Source organism: Pseudoxanthomonas mexicana, from assembly GCF_014397415.1.
In the GTDB taxonomy this organism is placed as follows: Bacteria; Pseudomonadota; Gammaproteobacteria; order Xanthomonadales; family Xanthomonadaceae; genus Pseudoxanthomonas_A; species Pseudoxanthomonas_A mexicana.
Genome location: NZ_CP060731.1, coordinates 3,410,355 through 3,434,202, shown reverse-complemented (window position 1 = coordinate 3,434,202; position 23,848 = coordinate 3,410,355). Strand labels below are relative to the sequence as shown.

At 66.0% G+C, this 23,848-nt stretch carries 18 protein-coding genes; 8 read left to right on the top strand and 10 right to left on the bottom strand.

Features of this window, described 5'->3' with window-relative positions; genetic code table 11:
- Positions 1-6: 6 nt before the first annotated feature.
- Entirely contained in the window at positions 7-1,098 is a 1,092-nt protein-coding gene (queG, locus tag IAE60_RS16065; protein WP_187573016.1) for a tRNA epoxyqueuosine(34) reductase QueG, read from the bottom strand.
- Positions 1,099-1,164: 66 nt separating this feature from the next.
- On the opposite strand from queG, the gene IAE60_RS16060 reads away from it, so the two are divergent.
- From IAE60_RS16060 to IAE60_RS16035, 6 genes are all read left to right on the top strand, one after another.
- Complete coding sequence (locus tag IAE60_RS16060; protein WP_187573015.1) at positions 1,165-2,634, top strand: NAD(P)H-hydrate dehydratase; 1,470 nt, start codon at positions 1,165-1,167, stop codon at positions 2,632-2,634.
- 48 nt (positions 2,635-2,682) lie between these two features.
- Positions 2,683-3,165 (top strand): tRNA (adenosine(37)-N6)-threonylcarbamoyltransferase complex ATPase subunit type 1 TsaE, encoded by a 483-nt coding sequence (tsaE, locus tag IAE60_RS16055; protein ID WP_187573014.1) that lies wholly within the window; start codon positions 2,683-2,685, stop codon positions 3,163-3,165.
- A gap of 75 nt (positions 3,166-3,240) precedes the next feature.
- Positions 3,241-4,809: an N-acetylmuramoyl-L-alanine amidase gene (locus IAE60_RS16050; protein WP_425504437.1), complete on the top strand. Its 1,569-nt coding sequence runs from the start codon at positions 3,241-3,243 to the stop codon at positions 4,807-4,809.
- 64 nt (positions 4,810-4,873) lie between these two features.
- Positions 4,874-6,679, top strand: coding sequence for a DNA mismatch repair endonuclease MutL (gene mutL / locus IAE60_RS16045; protein ID WP_187573013.1), 1,806 nt, complete (start codon positions 4,874-4,876; stop codon positions 6,677-6,679).
- Position 6,680: 1 nt separating this feature from the next.
- Positions 6,681-7,619, top strand: a complete 939-nt coding sequence (locus IAE60_RS16040) for a DUF1684 domain-containing protein (RefSeq protein WP_244966596.1) — start codon at positions 6,681-6,683, stop codon at positions 7,617-7,619.
- Positions 7,620-7,629: 10 nt separating this feature from the next.
- Complete coding sequence (locus IAE60_RS16035; RefSeq protein ID WP_187573012.1) at positions 7,630-8,565, top strand: TraB/GumN family protein; 936 nt, start codon at positions 7,630-7,632, stop codon at positions 8,563-8,565.
- 7 nt (positions 8,566-8,572) lie between these two features.
- Here the strand turns inward: IAE60_RS16035 and rnfB are convergent, their stop codons facing one another.
- The 7 genes from rnfB to IAE60_RS16000 form a co-directional block, all read right to left on the bottom strand.
- Complete coding sequence (rnfB, locus tag IAE60_RS16030; protein WP_187573011.1) at positions 8,573-8,986, bottom strand: Rnf electron transport complex subunit RnfB; 414 nt, start codon at positions 8,984-8,986, stop codon at positions 8,573-8,575.
- Between the two features lie 22 nt (positions 8,987-9,008).
- Positions 9,009-11,072, bottom strand: coding sequence for a methionine--tRNA ligase (gene metG, locus IAE60_RS16025; RefSeq protein WP_187573010.1), 2,064 nt, complete (start codon positions 11,070-11,072; stop codon positions 9,009-9,011).
- 119 nt (positions 11,073-11,191) lie between these two features.
- A complete protein-coding gene (locus tag IAE60_RS16020) occupies positions 11,192-11,632 on the bottom strand; it encodes a DUF2147 domain-containing protein (protein ID WP_162108567.1) in 441 nt (146 codons plus the stop codon).
- A 93-nt stretch (positions 11,633-11,725) separates the two neighbouring features.
- Complete coding sequence (locus IAE60_RS16015; protein WP_187573009.1) at positions 11,726-12,550, bottom strand: tetratricopeptide repeat protein; 825 nt, start codon at positions 12,548-12,550, stop codon at positions 11,726-11,728.
- A gap of 91 nt (positions 12,551-12,641) precedes the next feature.
- On the bottom strand, positions 12,642-14,636 hold the full coding sequence (locus tag IAE60_RS16010) for an alpha/beta hydrolase family protein (RefSeq protein ID WP_187573008.1): 1,995 nt from the start codon (positions 14,634-14,636) through the stop codon (positions 12,642-12,644).
- A 198-nt stretch (positions 14,637-14,834) separates the two neighbouring features.
- The gene (locus tag IAE60_RS16005) at positions 14,835-17,663 is read right to left on the bottom strand and encodes a TonB-dependent receptor plug domain-containing protein (RefSeq protein ID WP_187573007.1); all 2,829 of its coding nucleotides are present in this window, start codon (positions 17,661-17,663) and stop codon (positions 14,835-14,837) included.
- 343 nt (positions 17,664-18,006) lie between these two features.
- The gene (locus IAE60_RS16000) at positions 18,007-20,856 is read right to left on the bottom strand and encodes a TonB-dependent receptor plug domain-containing protein (protein WP_244966595.1); all 2,850 of its coding nucleotides are present in this window, start codon (positions 20,854-20,856) and stop codon (positions 18,007-18,009) included.
- Positions 20,857-21,116: 260 nt separating this feature from the next.
- Between IAE60_RS16000 and apbC the strand changes: the two genes are divergently transcribed.
- On the top strand, positions 21,117-21,971 hold the full coding sequence (gene apbC / locus IAE60_RS15995; RefSeq protein WP_187573006.1) for an iron-sulfur cluster carrier protein ApbC: 855 nt from the start codon (positions 21,117-21,119) through the stop codon (positions 21,969-21,971).
- Positions 21,972-22,068: 97 nt separating this feature from the next.
- On the top strand, positions 22,069-22,641 hold the full coding sequence (gene dcd / locus IAE60_RS15990) for a dCTP deaminase (RefSeq protein ID WP_187573005.1): 573 nt from the start codon (positions 22,069-22,071) through the stop codon (positions 22,639-22,641).
- Positions 22,642-22,653: 12 nt separating this feature from the next.
- On the opposite strand, the gene IAE60_RS15985 is transcribed toward dcd, so the two are convergent.
- Positions 22,654-23,061 carry an HIT family protein gene (locus tag IAE60_RS15985; RefSeq protein WP_187573004.1) on the bottom strand — a complete coding sequence of 136 codons (408 nt, stop codon included), beginning with the start codon at positions 23,059-23,061 and terminating at the stop codon, positions 22,654-22,656.
- A complete protein-coding gene (locus IAE60_RS15980) occupies positions 23,058-23,717 on the bottom strand; it encodes a dienelactone hydrolase family protein (RefSeq protein WP_187573003.1) in 660 nt (219 codons plus the stop codon). The genes IAE60_RS15985 and IAE60_RS15980 overlap by 4 nt, the downstream gene beginning before the upstream one ends.
- Positions 23,718-23,848: the final 131 nt, after the last annotated feature.

Genomic DNA, 23,848 nt, shown 5'->3' with positions numbered 1-23,848 from the left:
CGCGACTTACGTCGCTCCCACAGGGAGGCGGTGACGCGCCAGCGCCCAGGCGACATGCTCGCGTACCAGCGAGGAAGGATCTTCGCGCCGGCTTTCCAGCGCGGTGAGCACATCGGGTGTCGACGGCGCATTGCCCAGCGCGACGGCGATGTTGCGCAGCCAGCGTTCGTGGCCGCTGCGGCGGATCGCGGAGCCTTCGGTGCGGCGCAGGAACTCGTCTTCGCTCCACGCGAACAGCTGCGGCAGCGTGGCCACGTCCAGGTCGTTGCGCGCGCGGAAGTCAGGTTCGTCGGTGCGCCTGGCGAACTTGTTCCAGGGGCAGACCAGCTGGCAATCGTCGCAGCCAAAGATGCGGTTGCCGATGGCGGGCCGCAGGTCTTCCGGAATCGCGCCCTCGTGTTCGATGGTCAGATAGGAAATGCAACGGCGCGCGTCCAGCCGGTACGGCGCGGTGATCGCCTGCGTGGGGCAGACCTCGATGCAGCGCGTGCAGGTGCCGCAATGCGCCGTGGCCGGTGCATCGATCGGGAGCGGCAGGTCGACGTAGATCTCGCCCAGGAAGAACCACGAGCCGCCATCCTTGTCGATCAGGCAGGTGTGCTTGCCGATCCAGCCCAATCCGGCATTGCGCGCCAGCGCGCGCTCCAGCACCGGCGCCGAATCCACGAATACGCGGTATCCGAACACGCCTACGTCCTGCTGCAGCCGTTCGGCCAGCTTCTGCAGGCGATGACGCATCAGCTTGTGATAGTCGCGGCCCAGGGCATAGCGCGCGACATAGGCGCGCGTGCCGTCCTGCAGCGTGTTCCATGCGTCGTCGCTGTCGTTGCGGCCGTAGTCCAGGCCCACGGAGATCACCCGCAGCGTGCCGGGAATCAGTTCCTGCGGGCGCGACCGCTTGTCGCCATGCTGGGCCATCCAGTCCATCGAACCGTACAGCCCCTGCGACAGCCAGTCGCGCAGGTGCTGTTCGTCCTCGCCCAGTTCGATGCCGGCGATGCCGCAGCGCTGGAAGCCGAACTCGTGCGCCAACGCACGCACGCGCTGGGCGAGCAGCGAAGGGTCGGGCGGGGCAGCGGGGGGGGCGGAGGCAGGCATGCTGAAATTATAGGAGGCCGGCCGGCTTCACTTCCCCGCAACCTTGCGCGGACCTAGAATCCGGCCATGTCCGGCACCTGGCCCCTGTACTCCACGCAAGCCGCGCGGGCGCTGGACCAGCGTGCCACGCGCGCCCTCGGCGGCGACGCCTATGTGCTGATGCAGCGCGCGGGACAGGTGGCGTGGCAGCACGTGCTGCAGCACTGGCCCGAGGCACAGCGCATCGTCGTGGTGTGCGGGCCGGGCAGCAATGGTGGTGACGGCTACGTGCTGGCGCGGCATGCGCACCGCGCCGGACGCAGCGTGGACGTGGTGCACCTGCGTTCGCACGTACCGGGGAATCCCGTGGCGCAGCGCGCATGCACCGAGTACGTGGCCGCCGGCGGACGGGTCGCGCTGTTCGAAGCCGTGCTTCCGCATGCCGACCTGGTGGTGGACGCGCTGTTCGGCATCGGCCTGTCGCGTGCCCCGGAGGGCGAGGCCAGGGCCCTGATCGAGGCGGTCAACACGCAGGCCGCGCCGGTGTTCGCGCTGGACGTCCCCAGCGGCGTGGACGCCGATCGCGGCAGTGCGCCCGGCGCTGCCGTGCTGGCGACCCGCACCCTGCAGTTCATCGTGCGGCACGTCGGACTGCACACCGGCGATGCGCTGGAATACACCGGTCAGCTCGCACTGGAGGAGCTGGATCTTCCCGGGGAGAGCTTCGAAGGCGTGCCCGCCGACGCCTCGCTGCTCGACCACGAGGCACTGGTGCCGTGGCTGTTGCCGCGGCGACGCAATACGCACAAGGGCGAGTCCGGCCACGTGCTGTGCGTGGGAGGCGATGAGGGTAGTGGTGGCGCCATCGCGCTGTGCGCCGAAGCCGCCTTGCGTGCAGGGGCCGGCCTGGTGAGCGTGGCCACACGGCCGGCCCACGTGCCCGCACTGCTCGCGCGCAGGCCCGAAGCGATGGTGCGTGCGGTCGAATCCACGGACGATCTCGTTCCCATGGTCGCGCGTGCCCGCGTGGTGGCCGTCGGTCCCGGCCTGGGCCAGGGCGAGTGGGGGCAGGCGCTGTTCCAGCATGCACTGCGCAGCGGCCTGCCGCTGGTGGTGGACGCGGATGCGCTGAACCTGCTCTCCTCGGCAGCGCAACCGCTGGAAGATGCGGTCCTCACCCCGCACCCGGGCGAAGCCGCACGCCTGCTCGCCTGCACCGTGGCAGACGTCCAGCGCGACCGCGTCGGCGCCGCACAGGCCATCGCACAGCGCTACGCGGCCGTCGTGGTGCTGAAGGGCGCGGGTACGGTGGTCGCAAGCGGGCAGGCGACCCGCATCGTCGGGGCGGGCAACCCCGGCATGGCGGTGGGGGGCATGGGCGACCTGCTGACCGGCATCATCGCTTCGTTGCGCGCTCAGGGGCTGTCGGCCTTCGACGCGGCCAGCGCGGGTGCGCTGCTGCATGGACTGGCGGGTGATGCCGCCGCCTGGGACGGCGAGCGTGGACTGCTGCCGTCGGACCTTCTGCCGCACGTGCGCCGTCTGGCCAACCCCTGAGTCGTGCGTTTACCGGTCATGCGTGCCCTGAGCGCATAGAATCGCCCCATGCACCTGTTCCTTTCCGACACCGACGCCACCGAGGCGCTGGGCCAGGCCCTGGCACGCACGCGTCCTGCGGTCGCCGTCGTGCACCTGCGCGGCGACCTGGGCGCCGGCAAGTCCACCCTTGCCCGCGCCCTGCTGCGCGCCCTGGGCGTGGCGGGCGCCATCCGCAGCCCCACCTACACGCTGGTGGAGCGCTATCCCGTGGAAGGCGGAGAAGCCTGGCATCTGGACCTGTACCGCATCGGTGACGCGGGGGAGCTGGAATTCCTCGGGTTGGACGAGGGGGCGGCCGTACTCTGGCTGGTGGAGTGGCCGGAGCGCGGCGGGGCGGCGTTGCCGCGGGCTGATCTGCAGGTGGACCTTTCGGTGGAGGGCAGCGGCCGCGCCGCGCGCCTGGTGGCGGCCTCGCCCCAGGGGCAGCAGTGGCTGGAGCGTGTGGCTACGGAAGGTGAGTTAACGGCCTCATCTCTCCAGTCCGATTAGGAACATCCGGCAGGTCACGGATTATTAAGGGAAAACGCCTTGCATTTGTGAGGCGATGGTGCTTGAATCCGCGGCATGAGCCCGGGGACCCCCACCACCATGCTGCGCCTGGCCCTTGCGGGCCTGCTCGCTTCAGTGCCCTGCGCCCTGTGGGCAGGTGAGGTCACCGGCATTTCGGTGAATCAGGGCAGCACCGGGACGCGCGCGGAGATCCAGCTGGCGGGCGCCGGGCAATACAAGACGCTGAGCCTGCAAGGTCCCGACCGGCTGGTCGTCGACCTGCCAGCCTCGAAGGCGAAGGCCGGCCTGCGACTGCCAGCGCCCACGGGCATCGTGCGCGCCGTGCGCACCGGGCAGCCGGACGCCGACACCCTGCGCATCGTCTTCGACCTGGCATCGCCGGTCGCCGCGCTGAAGCCCCGCATGGAACAGGTGGCGGGTGTATCGCGCCTGGTGATCGAGTGGCCGGGCGACGGCCCGGCCGCGCCCGCACCGACCCCCGCCACGCCTGCGCAGGCCACACCTCCGCAGGCGGTAGTTGCGACGGCGGCGCCCTCCGCGTCGCCGACCGCGGTCCCAGGTTCGACCCAGACCGACGCGGCCCGCGCCACGGCGCTGCTGACCGCGCAGGTGGTGCGGGCGGGCACAGCGCCCGCACCCTCGGCGGCCGCACCGACGCAGGGGGCCATGTCGCCTTCGCCGCAGGCCATCCTCAACGGCGAGAGCACGCCCATCCCGGTACCGGCGACCTCCAGCGAGCGCCCGGCCTACACCATCGCCACCGGTCAGCCCGCGCCTGTCGCGCCGGGGGCATCGGCCCAGGCGCCTTCTGCGGCAGTCGCCGAATCGTCGAAACCGCCCGCCATGGCCGTCACCGGCGCGCGTCCGCTGGTCATCGCGATCGATCCCGGCCACGGCGGCCAAGATCCCGGCGCCATCGGTCCCAGTGGCCGTTACGAAAAGCACGCCGTGCTGGCCATTTCCAAGGAACTGGCGCGCCAGATCAACGCCACGCCCGGCATGAAGGCCTACCTGGTCCGCGACAACGACGTCTATGTCGAGCGCCCCCAGCGCGCCCGCAAGGCGCGCGCGGCGAAGGCGGACATGTTCGTCTCCATCCATGCCGACGCGGCCGAGAACCGCAGCGCCTGGGGCTCGTCGGTCTACGTGCTGTCGTTGCGGGGCGCGTCCTCGCAGCACGCGCGCTGGCTGGCCGACAAGGAAAACGCCTCCGACCTGGTCGGCGGCGTGCGTCTGACCCGGGACACGCTGTCCAACGTGCTGCTGGACCTGGCCCAGAGCGGCCACATGAAGGCCTCGCAGGATGCGGCCGGCCATGTGCTGACCTCGCTGAAAGGGCTGGGCAAGACCCACAAGCCGCAGATCGAATTCGCCAACTTCGAAGTGCTGCGCAATTCGGACATGCCGGCGATGCTGGTGGAGACGGGTTTCATCTCCAACCCCGATGAAGAAAAGCGCCTGTTCGATCCCGCGCACCAGCGCAAGGTCGCCAGCGCGGTGCTGGACGGCATCCAGTCCTACTTCACCCGCCAGCCGCCGCCCGGCACGCTGTTCGCCGCGCGTGCGCAGGCCGAGGCCGAAGCACGCACCGTCGCCGCGGGCGGGGCTGCCGGCGCGCCCTGATCGCGCGTTCGCTCGGCTATCATCACGGCTGATTCCCCAGACGGCGCGCAAGCGTCGCCAGCACGTGCCGATCCGCCAGCTTCCCGACACCCTCATCAACCAGATCGCCGCCGGCGAAGTCGTCGAACGGCCTGCTTCCGTGGTCAAGGAGCTGGTGGAGAACGCGCTGGACGCCGGTGCGCGGCGCGTCGACATCGATCTGGAGGAAGGCGGCGTGCGCCTGATCCGCATCCGTGACGATGGCGGCGGCATCGCGCCGGAAGAACTGCCGTTGGCGGTGTCGCGCCATGCGACCAGCAAGATCGCCTCGCTCGACGATCTGGAAGCGGTGGCCACCCTGGGCTTCCGTGGCGAGGCGCTGCCGTCGATCGCCTCGGTCAGCCGCTTCTCGCTGACTTCGCGACGCCTCCAGGACGAGCACGGTGCCTCGCTGCAGGTGGAAGGCGGCAAGGTGGGGCCGGTGGTCCCCAAGCCGCACGGCATCGGCACCACCGTGGAGGTGCGGGAGCTGTTCTACAACGTGCCGGCGCGGCGCAAGTTCCTGCGCGCCGAGCGCACCGAGCTGGGCCACATCGAGGAATGGCTGCGCTCGCTGGCGCTGGCGCGGCCCGACATCGAACTGCGCGTGTCGCACAACGGACGCCCGTCCCGGCGCTACAAGCCGGACGAACTGGAATCCCTGGTGCGCCTGGACGAAACGCTGGGCGAGGACTTCTCGCGCAGCGCCTTGCGTGTCGACCATGCGGCGGCCGGCCTGCGCCTGCACGGGTGGATCGCGCAACCCAGCTACTCGCGTGCCAGTGCCGACCAGCAGTACGTCTACGTCAACGGGCGTTCGGTGCGCGACCGCAACATCGCGCACGCGGTGAAGATGGCGTACCAGGACGTGCTGTTCCATGGTCGCCAGCCGGCCTACGTGCTGTTCCTGGAACTCGACCCCACCCGTGTCGACGTGAACGTGCACCCGGCCAAGCACGAGGTGCGCTTCCGCGATACGCGGCTGGTGCACGACTTCGTCTACCGCACGCTGCACGAGGCGCTCGCGGAAACACGCGCAGGCATCGTGCCGCAGGATGTCGCGGCCGCGCCGTTCGCACCGCGTGCGATGGGGGCGGTGCCGTCCGCATGGATGCCGACGCAGCAGTCGCCGCTGGGCCTGTCGGTGGCCGAAGCCCCCGCTGCCTACGCCGCGCTCTACGCGCCGGCACCCGATGCGTCCCCGGGATCGCTCGCGGGCCACGCCGCGCCTTCCATGCCGATGATGCCGGCCAACGATGCGGACGTCGTCCCGCCGCTGGGTTTCGCCATCGCCCAGCTGCACGGCATCTATATCCTGGCGGAGAACGCGGACGGCCTGATCGTGGTCGACATGCATGCCGCGCACGAGCGCATCGGCTACGAAAAACTGAAGCAGGCGCACGACGGCATCGGCCTGCGGGCGCAGCCGCTGCTGGTGCCCCTGTCGCTGGCCGTCGCCGAGCGCGAGGCCGACGTGGCCGAGCGCGAGGCGGCCACGCTGGCCGCGCTGGGCTTCGACATCACCCGCAGCGGCCCGCAATCCCTCAGCGTGCGCAGCATTCCCGCGCTGCTGTCCAACGCCGACCCCGAGGCGCTGCTGCGCGACGTGCTGGCGGACCTGCGCGAGCACGGCGAGAGCCGTCGCGTGGCGGCCGCGCGCGATGAGCTGCTGGCCACCATGGCCTGCCACGGCGCGGTACGCGCCAATCGGCGCCTGACGCTGCCGGAAATGAATGCCCTGCTGCGCGAGATGGAGATCACCGAGCGCTCGGGCCAATGCAACCACGGCCGCCCGACCTGGGCGCGCTTTTCCTTGAACGAGATCGACCGCTGGTTCCTGCGAGGACGTTGACATGGGGATGAAGACAGGATGGCTGGGGATGGCCATGCTGCTGGCGGTGCTGGCAGGGTGCGGCGATGGCGACACGAGCGGCGATGCCGCCGGCAAGGTCGTCGATGCCCGCTTCCTCGCCGACAACGCAGCCTGGCGCGAAGAGCGCAAAAGCCAGCTCCTGGCGCCGGATGGCTGGACCAGCCTGGTGGGCCTGCACTGGATCGAACTGAAGTCGCACTTCATCGGCAGCGGGCCTGCCAGCGGGATCAAGCTGGTCGTGGGTCCGCCGAAGATGGGCATGGTGGCCCAGCAGGAGGGCCGCATCTTCTTCACTCCCGAACGCGGCGTGGAGCTGACGCTCAACGGCGAGCCGCTGAAGGGCCGTATCGAACTGCAGAGCGACCGCGATGCAACGCCGGGGGTGATCGGTTTCGACGAAGGCAAGGGCGCACTGTCGGTGATCGAACGCGGCGGTCGCCACGCGCTGCGCGTCAAGCATGCCGATGCCGAATCGCGCACTCGCTTCGTCGGCCTGGACTACTGGCCCCTGCAGGAAGCGTGGCGCGTCGAAGGCCGCTACGTTCCGCATCCTCCCGGCAAGACGCTCACCATCGTCGACGTGATCGGCGTGGCGAACGAGTCGCCCAATCCGGGCGCGGTGGAGTTCGAGCGCGAGGGCAAGATGTTCAGGCTCGAAGCGCTGGGTTCGCCGGAAGGTCCGCTGTTCTTCGTCTTTGCCGACCGCACCAGCGGACACGGCAGCTATCCGGCGGGCCGCTTCCTCGATGCGGAGCCGCCGCGCGATGGCAAGGTGGTGCTGGACTTCAATCGCGCCTACAACCCGCCGTGCGCATTCACCCCATATGCGACCTGTCCGCTGCCGCCTGCCGAGAACCGGCTCGACCTGTTGGTCGACGCGGGCGAGAAAGCTTATGCCAAACCCATCAAAGTGCTCTGAAGGAAGACCGATGCTGCTGCGCCGTTCGCTGAAAGCCCTCGTCGTGACCGCGCTGCTAGGCAGCGCATCCGTCCTTGCCGCAGATGCGCCGAAGGCGACTGGGGCGCCTGTGCCATTGCTGTGGAAAGTGTCGGACAAGGACAACGCCGTCTATCTGTTGGGGTCGTTCCACCTGCTGCGCCCGGGCGACTATCCGCTGTCGCCGGAGGTGGAGGCGGCGTTCGCCGATGCCGAGCGCCTGATGTTCGAGTTGGCGCCCGAGGAAATGCAGTCGCCTGCCATGCCCCAGATGATGCTGCAGGCAGCATTGCGCACCGACGGCAGTACGCTGCAGCAGGAACTGGATGCCGCCACCTGGCGTCGGCTCGAAGGATGGGCCGGCAAGAACGGCATGCCGGTGGCGTCCTTCAACAGTTTCGAACCGTGGTTCGTCGGCCTGACCATCAGCATCGTCGAGATGACGCGACAGGGCCTGGATCCCAAGCTTGGCCTGGACAACCATTTCATGGACAAGGCGAAGGCGGCCGGCAAGCCCGCCGCGGGCCTCGAACGCGCGCAGGAGCAGATCGGCGTGCTAGACGGCATGGAGGCCACCGAGCAGCGCCAGTTCATCGTCGAGGCACTGGACCAGGCGGAGAAGGGCTCGGCCGAAACCGAGCGTCTGCACCAGGCTTGGCGCCGCGGCGATGCCGAAGGACTCTGGAGCGGCATGGCCGCGGACATGAAGCGCCAATACCCGCGTCTCTACCGGCGCATCAACGTCGAGCGCAATGACGCATGGGTGCCCAGGATCCAGCAGATCCTCACCCAGCCGGGCGACGACGACGCGCTGGTGGTCGTCGGCGCACTGCACCTGCTGGGCGACGACGGGGTGGTCGAAAAGCTGCGCGCCCGCGGCTACCAGGTGGAACGCATCTGTTCCGCCTGCAAGGCCGGCACGCGCTGACGCTGCATCAGGGCGCTGCGGGCACCATCATGATGCAGTCCACCGGGCATGCGGGCACGCACAGCTCGCACCCGGTACACAGCGGTTCGATGACCACGTGCATGTGCTTGGCACCGCCGATGATGGCGTCCACGGGGCAGGCCTGGATGCACTTGGTGCAGCCGATGCAGTCGGCTTCCACCACCACCGCCACGAGGGGTGGCTTGTGGGTGCCACGGCTGCGGTCGTAGGGAAGCACCGGTACTTGCAGCAGCCTCGCCAGCGCGCGCGCGCCGGCATCGCCGCCGGGCGGGCAGTGGTCGATGCCGGCCTCGCCACGCGCCATGGCTTCGGCATACGGACGACAGCCATCGAAGCCGCATTGACCGCATTGGGTCTGCGGCAGCAGGCGATCGAGGCGTTCGATGAGATCGGCGTTCATCGCCGCAACGACGGTCCGCGCGTCAGCGCACGGGCATGCCGGGCAGGGCGCCGGCATCGGCATCGAGCAGCGCCAGCGCGCCGCCGTCGAAGCCGGCCGACAGGATCATGCCCTCGCTCACCCCGAACCGCATCTTGCGCGGCGCGAGGTTGGCGATGAACACCACTTTGCGGCCAACCAGTGCTTCCGGTTCGCCGTAACTGGCGCGGATGCCGGAGAAGATCTGCCGCTGGCCCAGGTCGCCGGCATCCAGCAGGAAGCGCAGCAACTTGTCGGAACCTTCCACGAAACCGCATTCCAGCACCTGGCCGATGCGCAGGTCGAGCCTGGCGAAATCCTCGATGCCGATCGTGCCCGTCGCATCCTTCGGCTCAGTCGGTGCGGCGGGCTTGGTCTCCGCCTTCTTCACGGGGGCAGCAGGTGCGGGCGCGGCGGCCAGCGTGTCCTTGGAGGCGTCGGTCATGGCGTCGATCAGTTTCGGGTCGATACGGGTGAACAGGGGCGAGTAAGGCTGGATGGTGTGCGCCTGCAGGGGCGCGGCGATATCCGTCCAGGATTCGACCGGCGCGCCGAGGAAGGCCTCGGCTTCCGCGCTGGTCCGCGGCAGTACCGGCTTGAGCGCGGCAGCGAGGACGCGGAACAGGTTCAGGCCCTGCGTGCATACCGCCTGCAGTTCGGTATCGGCGCCTTCCTGCTTGGCGATCACCCAGGGCTTGGTCTCGTCGATGTACTTGTTGGCCTCGTCAGCCAGCGCCATGGTCAGGCGCAGCGCCGTGGCGGGCTCGTTGCGCTCGTAGGCCTCGGCGATCGGGCCCAGGGCGCCCACGAAGCGCTGGTACATGGCCGGGTCGGGCAGGGCATCGGCCAGCCGGCCGGCGAAGCGCTTGTCGATGAAGCCGGCGCAGCGGCTGGCCAGGTTGACGAACTTGCCCACGAGGTCCGCGTTGACGCGCGCGACGAAGTCGCCCAGGTTGAGGTCGAGATCGTCCACGCCACCGGACGACTTGGCCGCGTAGTAGTAACGCAGCGCTTCCGGCTCCAGGCCCACGTCCAGATACGTGCGCGCCATGATGAAGGTGCCGCGTGACTTCGACATCTTGGCGCCGTCCACGGTCAGGTAGCCGTTGACGTGCAGGCGCGTGGGCGCGCGGTGGCCGGTGCCATGCAGCACGGCCGGCCAGAACAGGCCATGGAAATTGACGATGTCCTTGCCGATGAAGTGGTGCAGCTCCATATCGGTACCGGCATCGAGATGCGACGCGAAATCGAGGCCGCGCTGCGCGCACAGAGTGCGGAAGCTGCTCAGGTAGCCGATCGGTGCATCCAGCCAGACATAGAAATACTTGCCGGGCGCGCCCGGAATTTCGAAGCCGAAGTAGGGCGCATCGCGCGAGATGTCCCACGCGCGCAGGCCGCCTTCGGCATCCAGCCACTCGCGCAGCTTGGCCTTCACTCCCGGCAGGGCCACATCGCCGGCCAGCCATTCGCGCAGGAAGGCCTCGAAGCGGCCGACTTCGAAGAAATAGTGTTCCGAATCGCGGATCTCCGGCGTGCTGCCCGACAGGATGGACTTCGGCTCTTTCAGGTCGGTGGGCGCATACGTGGCGCCACAGACTTCGCAGTTGTCGCCGTACTGATCGGCCGATCCGCAGTTGGGGCAGATGCCCTTGATGTAGCGGTCCGGCAGGAACATGCCCTTGGCCGGATCGTAGAACTGCGCCACCGTGCGGCGGCTGATGTGTCCGCCGGCATCGAGGCGCTGGTAGAACAGTTCCGTCAGTTCACGGTTGGCGGCGGAGTTGGTCGAGTCGTAGTGGTCGAACGCAACGCCGAACGCCGCGAAGTCGCGCTCGTGGCTGGCCTGGATGCCGGCGATGAAGGCCTCGGGCGTGACGCCGGCCTTCTCCGCGGCCAGCATGATGGGCGTGCCATGGGTGTCGTCGGCGCAGACGAAGTGCACCGTGTCCCCCCGCATCCGCCGCGCGCGCACCCAGATGTCGCCCTGGATGTAGCCCACCAGGTGGCCCAGATGGAGGGGGCCGTTGGCGTAGGGCAGGGCGTTGGTGACGAGGGCGGTGCGGCTCATGACGGGCATCGTGACGGGGGATGGCGATTATCGCATGGACCGGTGAGGGCCTTTCCCGTGCCGGAAACGCAGCGGGCCCGGCGTGACCGGGCCCGCGATAAAAAAAGGAAGCGCGACGCTTACTGGCGGATCCAGGTCTGCGATTTGCAGATGAAGGCGATGCAGCCGGACACCTCCAGCTTCTTGCCGCCGTCGACCAGCTCCATCTTCGACTTGTACACCTTGCCTTCGTCGGGCTTGAGGATGGTGCCGCCGGCGTACTCGCCGCCGCCTTCGGCCTTCATGCCGCGGATGATCTCCATGCCGGTGATCGGCTTGTTGCGACGGTCGTCCTTGCACTTGTCGCAGGTCGGGTTCGGCTTGCTCGGGTTGATCAGTTCGACGATGCGGCCGCTGATCGTGCCGTTGGCGGCCTGGGTGATCTCGACGAAGGACTTGGGCTTGCCGGTCTCGCTGTCGATGGTCTTCCAGCGGCCGACCACCGGGTCGGCGGCGGAGGCCACCAGCGACAGAGCCATCAACGGAGCGGCCAGGCAGGCGGCCATCAGGGTCTTGCGCATATTCCCCTCCCAGGGATTCAGGTCAGGCCCGACGGCGACGCCGCGGGAATGTGGCAGTTATACCGCATCCGCCAGCGTATGGAAGAAGCCTGTTCAGCCGTCTTTTCGGTTGCCGATGCTGCTTTCGTCGACCGGAGGTGTCTCGGGCTCCCTGACATTCGTGGCGGGCTCCACCGAGGGGACGCGCGAGCCTCCTTCGAAATTGTCGGGCATCTGCTGCACCTCGCCCACGGATACCTTGCCGATACGCGGCTTCATCCAGACGTCGTCGTGCCAGGCTTGGTACTGCTTGGGATCCCAGTAACGCTCATCGTAGAACCTGCTGCCATCGATCTGGATATCACCACTGGGGCCGGGAATGTAGATTTGCAGATTGCCAGTGAAGCCGGTACGGCTTCCGGTCATCTGACGGCGCGCGCGTCTAAGGACGTTCGCGAGCCTGGGTTGCGCGGCCGCATCGCCGTAATCAGCGTAAACCGCACGCCCGATCTCGAGTGCACGAGCGCGCTCTGTCTCGTCCATCTGACTCCAATAGCGCTCCCGCAATCCACTGAACCCGGCGTATCCTCGCTCCGCGGCCAAGTCCATCCACGCATACGCCAACGCACGATCTTGCGGAACGCCGTTTCCTGTCCAGTACATCTCCGCCACCATGCCTTGGGAGGGCTTGTCGCCGTAGTACGCGGCGCGCCGGAAGAAGCGCAAAGCATCGTCGTGCTCTTTCTTGTCGTACTTCTCCAGCCCGATCAAACGGTAGCGGAGATCGGGATGGCTCTCCAGAAAGCCGGCTGCCCTAAGCAAGGGGTCAGCGGTCGGGTCTGGAGGCGGCGCGTTCTTTGTGCTCTGGGCGAAGGCTTCAGGTTGAACGCATGCAAGCAATAGCAGAAGAGGCAGGGATTTACGGGAACGCGCAGTCATGGTGTCTTCCGTGAAACAGGGCGGGCGAGTATCCATTATCTGCAGCACATCCCTTGGAGGGGATGTGCTGGAAGCCATGCGCTTGCGGACGTCAGTGAGTCGTTTGCGCTTTGCTCTTGCCGCCGATATGCCGGTCGAAGAACGAGAGCATCTCGGTATAGAGACGCTCGTTGTTTTCTTCCTTGTAGAAGCCGTGGGCTTCGCCGGACTGGATGATCATGCCCTCCGGCGCATTTCCTGCCGCAGTGAGTGCCTTTGCGATCGCCTCGGTATGCTCGGGCGGACACCGCTCGTCACGGGCACCTGCCGCCAAGTAGATCGGCAACTTCAGCTGATTTGCATATGTGATCGGCGACATCGCGTCCTGCTCGGCGCGGGAGCGTCCGAAAGCGCGCAGTAAATAACGGCGACCGCTTTCGCTGCGGCTGGTGTCGCTCTTGGTTAGCTGGATCTGTGCGTCGTAAAGGCCCACATAGCCGAAGGCGCACTTGAAAAGTTCCGCATCGCGCGCAGGCGCCATCAGAGATGCGTAACCGCCGAAGCTGCCACCGTAGATGCACACCCGGTCCTTGTCTGCGTGCCCCTGAGCGATCACGTAGCGCGTGCCATCGATGATGTCGTTCATGATGCCTTGGGCCCACTGTCCGTAGGCCTGATCCTGGAACTCCTTGCCGAAGCCGCCTGAGCCACGATAGTTGATCTGCAGGGTGGCGTAGCCACGACTGGCGAACATCTGCGGCTCGGTGCTGTAACCCCAGTTGTCGCGCGGACCCATCGGGCCCCCGTGGACGTTGACGATCAAAGGGAGGTTCTTGCCGTCCGAGCCGTTGGGAATGGTGAGATAGCCATGGATCCTGCGGCCATCGCGGGCGGTGAAGGAGATGGCACGCATCGTACCCATCTTGCGGGCGTCGATCCATGGCCGGCTCTTCATCAGGAAACGGGCCTTGTTGGTCTTGCGGTCGTAGAGATAGAGCTCGCCGGGGTTCTTGTCGCTGTAGGTACTCACGACGATCAGCTGACCGTCCCGCGTGGCGCTGCTGAAATCGACGAACTGCCCCGGAAACGCGGCAGCCAGTGAAGTGTAAAGCTGCGCATCGGGGTGCTGGGGTTCAACCAGCGACACTTCTGGCTCGCCTGCTTCTGTGACCACACCGAGGATCCTTTCGGAGCCGTCCACCGACTGGATGTAGCCGGAGGCATCGGACACGGGATCCTTAAAAAGCTCTGTGAACGTGCCGGTGACCGCATCCAGCGTGCCGAAAGCCGCTGGCGCCTTGCCGTCATCACGCAGCGCGTAGATGTCTCCATTGCGCGCTGAACCGAGTACTCGCAGGCGCGCACCATCGCTCTTGGAAGAACTGATCTGGTTCCACTTGCCGTCGGCACCCCGGGCATAGACCTCGTTGTGAGTGTCGTAGCCGGCCTCCTCGTCCTTGTCGCTGTAGCACACGGCGAACGCAGGCTCCTTCTCGTGGTTGAGAACCATTGAGCAGTCCTCCTTCGGCGCACGCCCGAGCGACTTGCGGCGGCCGCTGACGGTATCCATCATCACTACCTCGGTGCCCGCGCCCGTGTTCGAGCGCTGGTAGCGCGCCGTCATCATGACGTTGACGTCGTCGTCGGGCAGGGTGTCCAGCAGCGAGAAGAACTGGCCATCAGCCTGCTTCGCGCGCTGGGTGACGTTCTGGGTGCCGTATTCGATCAGGGTGCGTGGCTGCGAACCGTCCGCGTTCACGGAAAACCACTCACCCGTTCCCATTGGGCGCTCGAAAGAACCGATCTTCCGCACGGCATTGAACATCAGGCGTTCGGGGCTGGTCCAGTAGAAGGATCCTACGCTCTTCTTTTCCGGCAGCTGGTTGATCTTCAGGATCTGGAGGTCGCTGGTGCGGAGTACGGTCAGTACGTCCTGTTCGCCCCTGTCTACACGGAGCGCGAGATATCTGCCGTCAGGTGAGAGGCGTGCGGTGCTGTAGGTGGGATGCTTGACGAAGTCCGCGATTGATTGTGCGCCGGCGTCTGCAAGCGGCAAAATGCATGCGGCGACGAGCAGCCACCCTATGGTCTTGATGATTGGTTTCATTTAGTTGTCCCCTTGATGGTTCTAAGCACGGCGTGTCCGCGGCAGCTTCTTGCTGGAGGCGGGCGACGGCGTGGCCGTTATCCCGGCAATTGTGAAACATCAACTAGGACGCTCCTCCAGTAGTGCCTAGTCTGCCGTGGAACTGCCATTGAAAAAAGCCCGGCTTCCGCCGGGCTTTTTCTTGCTTAAGGACTCGCCTTAGAACGTGTAGCGGACATCGGCATACACTTGGCGCCCGATGACGTCGTGAGAACGCCAGGTGTACGGCCAGCTGTTGAACGTATCGTCCTTGGGTTGGCGGTTATTGAGGAGGTTGACCACCGAGAAGCCCAGCGTCAGCTTGTCGGTGACCTTCTTCTGCACGTCCAGGTTGTAGCGGATGTACGGGGCTATGCGGCCAGTTTCCGCCCAGTTCGGCAGCGAGCCCATGCGGGTCGCATAAGTAGTCACCAGCCATTCATCGTTGGTCCACGTTACGCGCGCGTTGGCACGGCTACGGTAGTTGAAGTACTGCAGGTGGTCGCGGATGTTCTCTACATCATCGCCGGCGAAGCGCACCAGGTCCAGCTTCAGCACATGGGTGTAACCCAGTTCAAAGCCAAAGTTGCCCCAACGGTCGGTGTCCAGCGAGTACTTCCAGTTCGCGTCGATGCCCTGCGTCTCGAGGCTGGCCTGGTTGATCGGGTAGGAGCTGTATTCGGTGACTTGTCCGTTGGACAACTCGCCGCCCGCGCGGGTTACCTGCGCCAGGAAGGCTTGGCAGGATGGTGAGTTGCCGTCGACCACATTGCCATTGACGTCTTCCCCCAGGCGGCAATCGGCGTACTGACGCATCAGGAAGTCGCTGTCCAGCTCGGCGACCTGATTTTCAAGCTTCATGGTGTAGTAGTCGACGGTCACCGACATGCTGTCCATGATGTCCCACACCACGCCGGCAGTCCACGACTTGCTGGTCTCTTCCCGCAGGTCCTGACGCCCCTCGTAGGTCCGGAAGACCTGGTAGTAGTAGTCACTGTCGCCGCTGCAGTCCGAGGATTGCGGGTCGATGTCATTGACGCGGCACAGATATGCGTCGGTGATGTACGTATAGGCTCCCGAGTAACCAGCGAATACGTAGTGCATGTCCGGGGCGCGGAAGCTCGTGGCGTAGCTGGAGCGCAGCAGCAGCGAGTCGATCGGGCGATACTCCAGGCCGGCCGACCAGGTGAACGCGCCGCCCACGTTGGTGACATCGTCATACTTGTCGTAACGGCCCGCCAGATTGGCCTTCAGGCTGTCGAAGATGGGGACGCTGAATTCCAGACCCAAGGCATAGCGGTCGCGGTCACCTCCGCCGCCGGTGCTGGTCAGGTTGTAGATGGCGTCAGTGCCGGTGTAGTCCGGTGTGGTGCGCGGATCCGGTGTCAGCGTGTACTTCTGGGAGCCGGCCTCGACAACGAATGCCGCCCCCACTGCGCCAGCGGGCAGTTCGAACAGATCGCCCGACATGCTGAACGATGCGGTGGTGTTCTCGGATTCGCCGGTGCTATGGACGGTGGTCGACAGGGAGCGGTAGGTCTCGGGCGACATCGGCCCGAAGAGGCGCTGCAGCTGGGTCAAGCCGTAGCCGTTGTAGCGCGGGTAGATGCTCTGGAAGCCGGTCTGCGGGCCGAGGAAATAGTCGTTGACTTTGTCTTCCAGGAAACGCGGCCGATTGGACTCGAACTCGAAACGAGAGTACGACACGCCAAAGTCCCAGTCGAACCGGTTGTCGAACATCGTGCCGCGGACGCCGCCGAACAGGTTGTAGGACTTCTCGTTGTATTCGGTGCGTTGGGCGCCGCCAATCTCTTCCGGCGTGATGATGCGCTGGGCTTGGATGTAGCCATAGGCTGGCGTATACACGTAACCGGGAGTCTGCCAGAACTGGGTCGAGCTGACACCCGTATTGCGCGAGTCTGTTCCCAGGAACTGACCATACAGCTGCGTGCCGTTGTCGAAATCGTAGGTTCCCGAAATGTACGCGGACGTCTTGTTATAGCTGTTCTGCAGCGCGGACGTGGCCGGATAGCCGAAGTAGCCGCAGCGGTTCGGAGTCGCATTGTTGACCGAAGCGGAGGAATTGTATGGTTCGAACTCTGACGACGTGCGCTCGCACGCATGACGAAGCGCAGCTACCGAGGTCGAAAGGGTGCCTTCCGGCGTCAGCCAGTTATAGGCGGCGCCCGTATTGCGATACAGGTAGACGCCACTGACCGCCGTCGCGAACTCCGGGCGACCCCTGAAATCGGGATTGTCGTAGTAGGAGTCGCGGTCCTCTCGCTGGGAGCCGAGAATGCCTTCGCGGTTCAGATACTCGAAGGAGTAAGTCAAGCTCCACTTGTCGCCAGTCTTGCCGCCCGTCCACTGCGCCAGGCCGGTGTCGCCGCCGCCCATGGTGGTGGTGCCGCCGCGCAGGCGGATGCTGTCGCCCTCGTAGTTGTCCTTGGTGATGACGTTCAGCACGCCCGCCACCGCGTCCGACCCGTAGATTGCGGACGCGCCGCCAGTAAGGACTTCGATGCGCGAGACTGCAGCAGCAGGGATCGAGCTCAGGCTGACGGCGTTGGACTGGCTGTTGTAAGGGACAGGATAGTCGGCCATACGCTTGCCGTTGACGAGGATCAACGTGTAGCCAGGGCCCAGGCCGCGAAGATTGATGAACTGCGCGTTCGGTGTGAAGCCGCTCTGCGTCGTCTCATTCTGGACGCTGCCAGTGAACTGATTGAGGGTGCTCAGCGCCTCGTAAACCGTGCTGAAGCCTTCTCGCTCGATATCTTCCGCGGTCAGGACGACGACCGGAGCCGGGCCTTCCACTTCAGCCTTTTTGATGCGCGAGCCCGTTACCGTAACTTTGTCGAGCGTAGTGGAAGCCGGCTTCGCGGGTTGTTGGCTGGTGGCGTCCGTCTCCTGTGCAAGCGCACTGGCTGCGAAAGGAACCATCAGAGCCGTGATCAAGGCCGCGCTCAGGCGGCTGCGCTTGGGCGCATTCGTACTGGTAACTGACATGCGGTGAATCCCCTAGAAATGTCAATGGATGCGGCCCAGGTGACTGTTCCTTCAGTCGGGTCGCACGTGAACGTCCTCGTAACCGGACGTTAACACACGGTGAAGGGTGCTAGCGCGTTCTCATGTCATTCACGTTACGCAAATTATGTGATGAAAGTCACATAATTTGCGTTCCTGAGTCGATCCCAGTATGTCCTGCATCACGCTTTCATCCTTCACGAGACCGCGAAGGGGGGCAAGTGATCGCAGCGCATGATGAGACTGTAGCTGCCGGCACAGTTGCCGGGCAAAAAAAGAGCCCGGTGTCGCCACCGGGCTCCTGCTGCGGTCGTGCGGGTTCTGGTTAGAACCTGTACTCAACCTGCGCGGAGATCTCGCGGCCCATGGGGCTGTAAGCGCGCCAGAAGTACGGATAGGTGTTGTAACCAGGGTCGGTCGGATGGAACTTGTTGAACACGTTGTTCACGAACAGCGTCAGGTCTAGGTTCTCCGTGATCTCCTTGCCGACATTGACGTTCCACAGGATGTACGGCGCGATACGGCCCGTCTCCTGCCAGTTCGGCAGCGAGCCGTAGCGCGTCGCGAACACGTTCGCCGACCAGTCCTCGAGCGACCAACCCACAGAGCCTCGCACGCGGCTGCGGAAGTCAAAGTTACCCGGATCGTCGCGCCAGTCGGCTTCCAATGGGTCGGTCGCAAAGGTCTGGCGCTGGCTCTTGATCGTGTGCGTCCATGCCACCTGCCACCGGAAATCTCCCAGGCGATCGGTGTCCAGGCGCCAGTTGAACGCGGCGTCGATGCCTGTCACCCGCTGGTAGGCCTGATTCACCGGGCCGCTGCGGATGCCGGTCACGCGATCCGTCGGTTCGCCCGGAGCAGCGGTGCGGGTGACGCGGCTCAGGATCTCCTGGCAGAACGCGGAGTCGGGCGCGAACTGGTACGGCTGGCGACTGCGGGTCAGGCCCGTGAGACAGCCGCCCTCCGCATCAAGGATGAAGGTGCTGCTCAGCGTCGTCACCGCGCCCTCAAGCCGGATGTCGTAGTAGTCGGCCGAAACCGACATCGAGTCCGTGATGTCCCACACCAGACCTGCCGACCACGACTTGCCCTTTTCTTCTTCCAGCGTGGGTTCGCCGCGGCTAGTCGCGAAGACCGAATAGGTATAGGTCGTGGTGTTGCATGCGGACGAACCCGCAACGAGACCCGCGTTCAAGCAACGGTAGGTGTCAAGAACGGTGGAGAAACTGCCACTGCCTTCGTTGTAGACGAAGTGCATGTCCGGCGCCTTGAAGCTGGTGGCGTAGTTGCCACGGAACAACAGGGTGTCCAGCGGCCGGAACTCGATACCTGCCCCCCACGTCTTGGCATCGTCGACGTTGGTCACGTCATCGTACTTGTCCCAGCGGGCCGACAGGCTGAGGTCGAGCATGCTGAATACCGGAACACGGAATTCCGCGCCGATGGCGTAACGGTCGCGCTCGCCGCCGCCGTTCGTGCCCGTCAGGTTATAGACCGTGCGGTTCGTCGGCAGGATGCCGTCGGGTGAACGCAGCTTGTAGCCTTGGCTCGTACCTTCGACCACCGCGGCGAAGCCCAGCGGACCGGCCGGCAGTTCGAACAGGTCGCCGGAAACGACGAAGCTGGCCTGGTTGACCCAGGAATGCGCGTCGTACTTCAGGACGGACGACATGCTGCGGTACTGCTCCGGGGTGAGCGGGGTGTACCAGCGATCCAGATTGATCAGATAGCGCGGGGTGCCGGTGGTGTTCAAGCGCTGACCGAAGAACCATTCCGTCACGGCAGAACCATCCAGGCGCGGACGGGTGCGATCCGCCTTGTAATCCGCGCGGCCCAAGGTGAAGTCCCAATCGAACCGGTCGCCGAACGAACCGCGCGCGCCCACTGCGACGTCGAGCGACTTCTCGGTGAACTTTTGCTGGGTGGCCTCGATCCCGCCCACTTCCTGCGGCGTGAGGATGCGCTGAGTGGTCACGTTAGAGTTGATGGTCGGATTGGTCGCGAAGAATGTCTGGGTGACGCCAACGCCATCCGTGTGCGGGCCCAGGATGGCTTCCAGACCGCCGGTAAGGTCCGACTTCGAGTAGTAGGCCTGCGCGCTCGCCCACAGTTCCATGCCGTTGGACAGGTCAAGGTTGGCGAACAAATAGCCGGCGTAGTCGTCGTTGCCGTTGGCGATCGACTGGTAGCCCACGTCCGTCCAGTAGCCGCACGCATTGCCAAGCGTGTACAGTTGGCCTGCCTGCGGGTGCGTGGCCGAATAGCGCGTCCGGAAGGTGTAGTCAACATACTCGCCGCCGAAGCGGGCGCAGGCCCCGGCCGGCGGAGCGATATAGGTGTTCGGTACGTTGGTGCCCGTGCGGCTGATACGCAGCGTCGACACCGGCACCGGTCCGAGATCGGCGTCGGGCAGCGGATTGTCCGCACGCGAGTCCATGAAGTCGCGCTGGTAAGCGTAGACCGTTTCGTCGTTGAACTTCTGCAGGGCGTAGGTGATCGACCAGTTGTCGCCGGTCTTGCCGCCGACCCATTGCAAGTCCAGATAGTCGCCGCCACCGGTGGTGGTGGTGCCTGTGCGCAGTTGCAGGACGTTGCCTTCGTAGTTCTTCTTCAGGATGATGTTGACGACACCAGCCACCGCGTCAGAGCCGTAGATCGCCGAAGCGCCGCCGGCAACCAGCTCGATGCGGTCGACCGCGGCGGTCGGAATGTTGCCGAAGTTCTGGAAGTTGCTCTGCCCGTTATACGGGAAGGGGTAATCTGCTGCGCGGCGTCCGTTAATCAGCAGAAGCGTGCGGCCAGGGCCGAGGCCACGCAGGTTCACCGGGCTGCCGTTAGGCGTGAAACCGCCGGCGGAGTTCAATTCGTTCTGTACTGCGCCGAAGTTCTGGGTCAGAGTCTTGAGCGCATCGTTGACGCTGACAAAGCCCTCGGCTTCGATCTGTTGTGCGCTGATCACAGTGACCGGTGACGGGCCTTCCACCTGCGAGCGGGCGATGCGCGAACCGGTCACCGTCACCTTGTCCAGCGTTTTCGCTTCTTCTTGCGCAGTGGGCTGGTTTTGCCCGTCAGCGTCCTGGGCCAACGCTTGACCCGCGCCCGGCAGCGCAATCGCCGCCATCAGGGCCGCGCAAAGGTGGCTGCGCCGGAGCGCTTTCGCGTTTCCGTAGTTCATGTTGGTGAATCCCCTAAAAATCCGAACGAGAAGCGACCCCAAAGCGGATCAATCCGTGATCCAGGCCGCGCAAGGGCGTCCTGGCATCGACGTTAACACGAAATTAATGTAATTCGCATAACACAATTTTCTTTCCACTGCATGGCCAAAAGTCATGAGTGCACCCCGTTCGTTCAGGTTTGTGCGCGGCCCGGCATGACGCCGCCTGAGTGAGACAATGACGCCTCTGGAATACCGTTCGGATCAAGCAAGTGACTTCCATGAAAGCGATCCATGACAGGCCCCGCGTGCACGCCGTCCAAGCCAAGCTCTCCCCCCATCCCCGGGTCCGCAACGTCATCGCGGTCGGTTCCGGCAAGGGCGGGGTGGGGAAGTCGACCACGGCGGTGAACCTTGCCCTGGCCCTGGCCGCCGAGGGCGCCCGGGTGGGGCTGCTGGATGCCGATGTCTACGGCCCCAGCATCCCGGCCATGCTGGGCCTGTCGGGGCGACCGGACAGCCCGGACAACAAGTCGATCGAGCCGATGCGGGCGTTCGGGGTGGAGGCCATGTCCATCGGCCTGCTGGTCGACCAGGACACGCCGATGATCTGGCGCGGGCCGATGGCCACCTCGGCGCTGATGCAGCTCTTCAACGACACGTTGTGGGGCGACCTGGACTACCTGCTGATCGACCTGCCGCCGGGCACCGGCGACATCCAGCTGACCCTGGCGCAGAAGATCCCGGTGGCGGGCGCCGTCATCGTCACCACGCCCCAGGACATCGCCACGCTGGATGCGAAGAAGGCGCTGAAGATGTTCGAGAAGGTGGAGGTGCCGGTGCTGGGCATCGTCGAGAACATGGCCGTTCATACCTGTTCGAACTGCGGCCACGTGGAGCACCTGTTCGGCCAGGGCGGGGGGGAGCGGATGGCGGCGCAGTACGGCGTACCGCTGCTGGGCTCGCTGCCGCTGGACATCGCCATCCGCGAGCAGGGCGACGCCGGCCAGCCGGTCGTGGTCGCCGCGCCAGATTCGGCGGTGGCGCAGGCCTACCGGCAGACGGCACGGGTCATGGCGGCCACGCTGGCACAGCGGCCGCGGGCGTCCCTGCCCATCGCCTCGTCGCTGGTCTAGTCGCCGAGGCGAAGACGGCGGGCCGGGGCCCGCCCTACAATTCCCCGTCCGCCGCGCGCCGACCGCGCGGCCTTCGCCCCACCAGACCAGGATTTGCATGAGCATCAAGAGCGACCGTTGGATCCGCCGCATGGCCGAGCAGCAGGGCATGATCGAGCCGTTCGAGCCGGGGCAGGTGAAGCAGGCGAACGGCCAGCGCATCGTCAGCTACGGCACCTCCAGCTACGGTTACGACGTGCGCTGCTCGCGCGAGTTCAAGGTCTTCACCAACATCAACTCCACCATCGTGGACCCGAAGCACTTCGACCCGAAGAGTTTCGTGGACATCGAGGCGGACGAATGCATCATCCCGCCCAACAGCTTCGCGCTGGCGCGCACGGTGGAGTTCTTCCGCATCCCGCGCGATACGCTGGTGGTGTGCCTGGGCAAGAGCACCTATGCGCGCTGCGGCATCATCGTCAACGTCACCCCGCTGGAGCCGGAGTGGGAAGGCCACGTGACGCTGGAGTTCAGCAACACCACGCCGCTGCCGGCGCGCATCTACGCCAACGAAGGCGTGGCGCAGATGCTGTTCTTCCAGTCCGATGCCGACGACGTGTGCGAGACCAGCTACAAGGACCGCGGCGGCAAGTACCAGGGTCAGACGGGCGTCACCCTGCCGCGCACCTGACCCGGCGCGGGCTCAGCGCAAGCGCCTGCGCCAGGCGTCGATCTGTGTGGCCAGCGCGGCCGGCGCGTGCCTCACGGCGGCCCCGTGGCCCCACACGGGGCCTGGCCATGCCGGGTCGCTCTCGTGCCGACCGACCAGATGGACATGCAACTGGCGCACGATGTTGCCCAGGGCGCCGATGTTGAGCTTCTCCACGCCCGGTTGCGCACGGATCAGCTGACCGGCCTGGTTGATCTCAGCCAGCAGCAGGCGCTGCTGGCCACCGTCCAGGTCCAGCCAATCGCTGACGCCGTTCACGCGCGGAACTAGCACCAGCCACGGAAAGCGCGTGTCGTCCATCAGGCGGACCTGCGACAGCGGGCCGTCGGCGATGAAGGCGGTGTCGGCGGCTAGGCGCGGGTCAAGGACGAAGTCGGTCATGCGAGGTTCCGTGCGAAGAAGTCCAGCGTGCGTTCGCGGGCAAGGCGTGCGCTGGCGGGATCGTAATCCGCCCGCAGGTCGCAGTTGAAGCCATGGCCTGCCGGGTAGGTGAAGACCTCCATCCGCGGCAGCGCATCCCGGTGGGCCTGCACCATCGCCGGCGGGATGGAGGCATCGCGATCGCCGAAATGGAACATCACCGGTGCCCGCAGCGTTTCATCGAGGAAAGGCAGGTTGCGCGCGCCGTAATAGCTCACCGAAGGCAGGCCCAGCCGCAGCGCGGCCAGCAGGGCGACCGTGCCGCCCCAGCAATAGCCCACGGTGCCGATCTTGCCGAGGCCCGCCAGCGCGTCAGCCGCGGCGCGGGTGATGTCCACGGCGCGCTCCAGGCCCAGGGCGGTGATCAGCGCCTTCCCGCGTGCGATGCCGTCGGCGTCGTAGTCCAGTTCCACGCCGGTTTCCACCGGGTCGAAGTAGGCCGGCGCCAGCACCACGTAGCCCTCGCACGCGAAGCCTTCCGCCACGGTGCGGATGTGCGGATTGACACCGAAGATTTCCTGCACCACGACCAGCGCGCCACGCGGCGTTCCGGCGGGATCGGCCCGCCAGGCATGGATGCGGCCGTGAGGGGAGTCGAAAGGCAGCCAGTGGCCCATGGAGGCGCTCCTGTCGTGGGGATGGCTAGTGTAGGCGGGCCGGCAGCCGCGCGGCGTGCGGACCGCTCCGCCTGAACGGCCCGGCGGGGCCGCCGACGCACGGGGCTATAATCCGCGGCCCCGTACACGCC